Source organism: Streptomyces sp. LS1784 (assembly GCF_020103755.1).
Lineage (GTDB): Bacteria > Actinomycetota > Actinomycetes > Streptomycetales > Streptomycetaceae > Kitasatospora.
Genome location: NZ_JAHSQD010000518.1, coordinates 1 through 5992, shown reverse-complemented (window position 1 = coordinate 5992; position 5992 = coordinate 1). Strand labels below are relative to the sequence as shown.

Sequence of the window (5992 nt, the reverse complement as noted above, 5' to 3'; positions counted from 1 at the left end):
CGGCCGGGGCGGCGAAGGCCGCGAAGCCGGGCGCCGGGGCGGCGTGCGAGACCAGGGCCGCCCGGGCCACCGCCCGCGCGGTGATCCGGCGGTCCCCCACGGCCTGCGCCGATTCCTCGTCCGCCCAGCGCTCCGCGCTGTACGCCACCGCCTTCTGCAACGGCCGCAGGAACGGGTTGACGCAGGCGGCGAGCTGGGTGGTCAGCAGGTACCGGTGGTGCCGGTGGCGCAGGTGCGCCCGCTCGTGCGCGAGCAGCGCCTCACGCTCGTCGGCAGCCAGGCCGGCCAGCATCCCGGTCGAGACCACCACCCGGCCGGGCGATCCGGGCAGCGCGTAGGCGTACGGGCTGCGGTCCGGCAGCACCGCGAGGTCGCCGCTCTCCCCCGGCCCGGCGGGCAGCCCGCTCAGTGCCCGGCGGGCCCGGCCCCGCACCCGAAGGTGCCGGACGGTCGTCCGGGCGCAGGCGAGGCCCACCAGGGCCAGCAGCCACATCGCAGCCGTGCCGACCGTCTCGTGGTACGGCAGCGCGGCCCGCACCTCCGGGTCTGACCAGCTGTCCGGCAGCGGGTTGCCGGGGATCTGCGCGGTGCCCACCACCCCGATCAGCCCGAGGCAGAGCGCACTGCACACCGCCATCACCGCGCTGATCACGGTCATCAGCCGGGTGGCGCCGCGCGGATGCAGGTGCTGCTCGGTCAGGCGCGCGATCGGGACCGCGGTGAGCGGCAGGACGAGCGGGAGGAAGACGAAGAGGCCCACGGGTCAGCTCTCACGGTCGGGCGCTGCCGGATCGGCGGACGCGGCGTCCAGCAGCGCCCGGAGCAGTTCCTCGTCGTGCGGCAGCAGCGCGCTGACGAAACTGGCCAGGACGGCGTCCCGGTCCGCTTCCCCGTCGAGCATCCGGCGCATCCGCAGCGCGGCCAGACCGGCGGCGTCCGAGGAGGCCTGCCAGAGGTAGGAACGGCCGGAGCGGGTCCGGGTCACGGCGTTCTTGGCGTGCAGCCGGGACAGGATGGTCATCACCGTGGTGTACGCCAGGTCGCCCTCCAGGCGTTCCTGGACCCATCCCGCGGCGGCCGGGCCGGGCGCCTGCTGGAGCACCCCGAGCACCTGAGCCTCCAGCTCGCCCTGGCCGCGTCGTCGGGCCGGCGCGTCCCCGGCCGCCGGGACGTTCCTCTCGTCTGCCATGACGGCCCACTCCCTCCGGATGCCGCGCCCGGACCGACGGGCGCGGGTTCATCCTAACGAGCACGGGGCCGCGCCGAACCGGTCGGAGCAAGGGGTTCGGGGGCGTACGGCGCCGCCCCCGCCGCCCGAGGGGCCCGCCTCGGCGGGATCACGCGGCGGCGGCGGTGCGGGAGGCGCGGAGGCCGGTGGCCGCGCTACCGTCCGTACCCCGCCATCCGCTCCAGGCGGGCGATGCGCTCGGCCATCGGCGGGTGGGTGGAGAAGAGCCGGGCGCCGGTCTCGCCGGGGCGGAAGGGACTGGCGATCATCATGTGGCTCGCCGTCTGGAGCTGCGGCTCGGGCGGGAGCGGCAGCCGACGGGTGCCGTCGTCGAGCTTCCGCAGGGCGCTCGCGAGGGCGAGCGGGTCGCCGGTGATCCGGGCCCCGTCGGCGTCGGCCTGGTACTCGCGGGAGCGGCTGACCGCCATCTGGATCAGCCCGGCCGCGAGCGGGCCGAGGATCATGATGGCGAGCATTCCGAACAGCCCCGGGCCGTCGTCGTCCTCGTCGCGCCCGAACGGGATCAGCCAGGCGAAGTTCACCAGGAACATCACCACCGAGGCGAGCGCCCCGGCCACGGAGGAGATCAGGATGTCCCGGTTGTAGACGTGGCTCAGCTCGTGCCCGAGCACGCCCCGCAGCTCGCGTTCGTCCAGGATCTGCAGGATGCCCTCGGTGCAGCAGACCGCCGCGTTGCGCGGGTTGCGGCCGGTGGCGAAGGCGTTCGGGGCCGGGGTCGGGGAGATGTAGAGGCGGGGCATCGGCTGGCGGGCCGAGGTGGAGAGCTCGCGGACGATCCGGTACAGCCCGGGTGCCTCGAACTCGCTGACCGGCCGGGCCCGCATGGCCCGCAGCGCGATCTTGTCGCTGTTCCAGTAGGCGTAGGCGTTGGTCCCGAGGGCGACCAGCAGGGCGATCACGAAGCCGGTGCGGCCGAAGAGGCTGCCGATCACCAGGATCAGCGCCGACAGGCCTCCGAGCAGGACCGCGGTCCTCAGTCCGTTGTGCCGGCTGTGCACGTCAGGCCCTCCAATGGCGCGGTGGGGAAGCCCTTTCTGCCTCGTCCCTCTTGCCCGGTCAACGGGTGGGGCCGGGGACCTTGTTCCCTTGTGACCGACGCGACACCGCCGCGGGGCCGCCGGGCCGCACCCCCGGCTCGGCGCGGCGCGGGCTCAGAACAGCGACCCGCCCGCCACCTGGAGGACCAGCTGCGGCGCCACCGAGAGGACCACGGCGACCGAGGCGGTGAGCCCCAGCGTCGCGGTGAGGCTCGTCGGCAGGCGGTGCCCGGCAGTGGCCTCTCCGAGGGGCGCGTCGCCCGCCGGGGCGAACAGCCGGGCCGTCCACAGCAGGTAGTAGTACAGGGCGACGACCACGTTGACGGCCATCACCACGGCGAGCCAGCCCAGTCCGGCGTCGACCGCCGCGCGGAACACCACGACCTTGCCGAACAGGCCGACCACGCCCGGCGGCAGCCCGGCCAGGCAGAGCAGGAAGAAGGCGAGCGCCAGCGCCGTCCAGCGGCTGCGGGCGAACAGGCCGCGGAAGTCGTCCACGCTGGTCCCGGCCCGGCGTCCGACGGCGGCGACCACCCCGAAGGCGCCGAGGTTCACCACGCCGTAGATGAGCGCGTACGCCGCGGTGGCGCCGAGGGGGTCGACGCCGGTGGGCGCGTAGCCGGCCGCGGCGAGCGGCACCAGCAGGTACCCGGCCTGGCCGACCGAGGACCAGGCGAGCAGCCGCACCGCGCTGTACCGGGTGTCGAAGCGCTGCCGCAGCGCGCCGACGTTGCCGACGGTCATGGTGACGGCCGCCAGCACGGCGAGCACCAGGCCCCAGGTGTGGGCGTACGGGCGGAAGGCGATGGTGGTGGCGAGCGCGAGCCCGGACAGGCCGGCCGCCTTGCCGACCACCGAGAGGTAGCCGGCCACCGGCAGCGGGGCGCCGGTGTAGGTGTCGGGAACCCAGAAGTGGAACGGGACGGCGGCGACCTTGAAGGCGAAGCCGACCAGGGTCAGCACGGCCCCCGTCTCGGCCAGCGGCTTGAGCTGCCCGGGGGCGTGCTCCAGGCCCCGGGCGACGGCGTCGAGGTGCAGGCTGCCGCCGGCCGCGTAGACGAAGCCGACGCCGAGCAGCATCACGGCGGTCGCGGTCACCGAGGAGACGAAGAACTTGAGCGCGGCCTCCGCGCCCCGGCCGTCCCGGCGCAGCGCGACCAGGGCGAAGGCGGGCAGCGAGGCGACCTCCAGGGCGATCACCATGGTGGCGAGGTCGCGGGAGGCGGGCAGCAGGGCGGCGCCGGTGGCGCTGGAGAGCAGCAGGAACCAGTACTCGCCGCGCGGCAGCCTCTCGCTCTCCACGGTGTGCACCGACAGCAGCGCCGCGATCAGCGCGCCGCCGAGGGCGAGCAGCTGGAACACCAGGGCGAAGTGGTCGGCGACGTACGAGCAGCCGCCGTTGTCAGACCCCCCTGCTACGTTCTGCACGCAGAAGGTCGCCCGGGGTGACGGTCCGGTGAGGGGAAGGAGCGCGATGAGGGCGAGGGCGAGTCCGGCCGCGGTGAGGCGGCCGAGCCACTTCTTGTGCCGCTCGGGCAGGAACAGGTCCGTGAGCAGCACGGCGAGGGCGGCCACGGCGGCGATCAGCGGGGGCGCGATCGCCACCCAGTCCACGGACTGGATCAGGCTGCCCGGGTTGGCTACGGCGAGGGAGGTCACAGTGTGCTGCCCCGTGGAGTGAGGTCCGAGTGCGGCGGTCTGGGCTGCGAGCACGGTCAGCCACCCCCGAGAAGGTGCTTGACGGCGGGGTCGGAGAGGCCGAGCAGCAGCGCGGGCCACAGGCCGGCGAGCAGGGTGAGCGCGGCCAGCGGCGTCCAGCTGACGGCCTCGTACGGGCGCAGGTCGGCGAGCTCGGCCACCGGTGCGGGCTGCCCGGGGTCCCCCATGCAGACGCGCTTGACCACGATCAGGAGGTACGCGGCGGTGAGGAGGGTGCCGAGGCCGGCCAGGACCATGTAGGTGACGAACGCGGGGCGCGACAGGCCGCCGGCCGGGTCGAACGCGCCGAACATGGCGAGCAGCTCGCCCCAGAAGCCGGCCAGGCCGGGCAGGCCGAGGCTGGCGACGGCGGCGAAGGCGAGCAGCGCGCCGAGCCGCGGGGCCCGGCCGTACAGGGCGGCGCCGGTGGCGCCGGAGAGGGTGTCGAGGTCGGCCGTGCCGTAGCGGTCCTTGAGCGCACCGACGACGAAGAACAGCAGACCGGTGATCAGACCGTGGGCGATGTTGGCGAACAGCGCGCCGTTGACGCCCACCGGGGTGAGGGAGGCGATGCCGAGCAGCACGAAGCCCATGTGGCCGACGGAGGAGTACGCGATCAGGCGCTTGAGGTCGCCCTTGGATCCGGGGCGGGCCAGCGCCAGGCAGGCCAGTGAGCCGTAGACGATGCCGACGGCCGCGAAGGCGCCCAGGTAGGGGGCCAGGGTGGCGGCGCCGTCCGGCACGGCGGGGAGGAGGACGCGGACGAGACCGTAGGTGCCCATCTTCAGCAGCACGCCGGCGAGCAGCACCGAGCCCACCGTCGGGGCGGCGGTGTGCGCGTCGGGGAGCCAGCTGTGCAGTGGCCAGGCGGGGGCCTTGACCGCGAGCCCGACCAGGATCGCCAGCGCGGCGATCACCTGGGTGGTGTGGCTCAGGCCGCCGCCGTGCGCGGCGGCCAGGGCCTGCATGTCGAAGGTGCCGGCCTTGCTGCCGATCAGCAGGAAGCCGAGCAGCATCACGGCCGAGCCGAGCAGCGTGTAGAGGATGAACCGGTTGGCGGCCGGGACCTTCGCGCCGCTCCCCCAGCGGGCGATCAGGAAGTACATCGGGATCAGCACGATCTCGAAGGCCAGGAAGAAGAGCAGGAGGTCCAGCACCGCGAAGGTGGCGAGCATGCCGACTTCGAGGAGGAGGAACAGCCCGACGAAGGCCTGCGCGGACGGACGGGGCTCATCGGGGGTTCCGCCCCGGGCGTCCCCCTCCGGCAGCCGTTTCTCCGAGTACAGCGCGCAGAGGAAGGTGAGCAGCGCGGTCAGCACGATCAGCGGCAGCGAGATGCCGTCCACCCCGAGGTGGAGGCGCACGTGCAGGGCCGGGATCCAGGACACGTCGGTGGTGGCCTGCATCCGGGCGGGCTCGTCGTGGTCGAAGCCGGCCGCGAGGGCGACGGTGAGCAGGAACACCGCGCCGGTGACGACGGTGTTCAGCCGCAGTGCCCGCCGGTCGGCGACGGCCCGGTCCGGCCCGAACACCGGCGCCAGGGTGAGCGCGGCGCCGAGCAGCGGCAGCACCAGGAGGGCGATGAGGACTGCGTTCATCGGGGGCTCCCGGGAGCGGTCGAGGAGACGGAGGTGGAGGAGAGCGGCACCGGCTACACCGCCACCAGGACGGCCAGCAGGACGACCGCGGCCAGCAGGGCGCTGAGGTACGTCTGCGCGTTTCCGGTCTGCGCGAGCCGGACGGCCCGGCCCAGCAGGTTGGCACCCGCTCCGCTGCCGCGCACGTAGGTCTCGACGACCTCGCGGTCGAGGAAGCGGACCAGCTCGGCGGCGGCGCCCACCGGGCGGACGAACAGCGCGTGGTACAGCCGGTCGACGCCGAAGCCGTGCCGGGCCGGGCCGAACAGCGGGCCGAGCAGGGTGCGCCCGGGGTCGCCGACGATCACCTCGGTGGCCGGGGCTCCGCCCTGCTCGGGCACCCGGCCCGCGACGGCCGGGGCCGGACGGCC

Annotated in this window: 5 protein-coding genes and 1 pseudogene; all 6 read right to left on the bottom strand. The window is 74.5% G+C overall.

From position 1 onward, the window contains the following. A partial coding sequence (locus tag KS423_RS36460) for a M48 family metalloprotease (RefSeq protein WP_224284030.1) occupies positions 1 to 760 on the bottom strand: 760 nt, incomplete at its 3' end. Positions 761 to 763: 3 nt separating this feature from the next. Next, positions 764 to 1189, bottom strand: a complete 426-nt coding sequence (locus tag KS423_RS36455) for a BlaI/MecI/CopY family transcriptional regulator (RefSeq protein WP_224284029.1) — start codon at positions 1187 to 1189, stop codon at positions 764 to 766. A 194-nt stretch (positions 1190 to 1383) separates the two neighbouring features. Then, positions 1384 to 2247 carry a zinc metalloprotease HtpX gene (gene htpX, locus KS423_RS36450; RefSeq protein WP_224284028.1) on the bottom strand — a complete coding sequence of 288 codons (864 nt, stop codon included), beginning with the start codon at positions 2245 to 2247 and terminating at the stop codon, positions 1384 to 1386. A 153-nt stretch (positions 2248 to 2400) separates the two neighbouring features. Next, positions 2401 to 3945: an NADH-quinone oxidoreductase subunit N gene (locus KS423_RS36445; protein ID WP_224284031.1), complete on the bottom strand. Its 1545-nt coding sequence runs from the start codon at positions 3943 to 3945 to the stop codon at positions 2401 to 2403. Positions 3946 to 4001: 56 nt separating this feature from the next. Continuing rightward, complete coding sequence (locus tag KS423_RS36440) at positions 4002 to 5582, bottom strand: NuoM family protein (protein ID WP_224284027.1); 1581 nt, start codon at positions 5580 to 5582, stop codon at positions 4002 to 4004. A 53-nt stretch (positions 5583 to 5635) separates the two neighbouring features. Further along, positions 5636 to 5992, bottom strand: a pseudogene (locus KS423_RS36435) (NADH-quinone oxidoreductase subunit L); the annotation flags it as partial.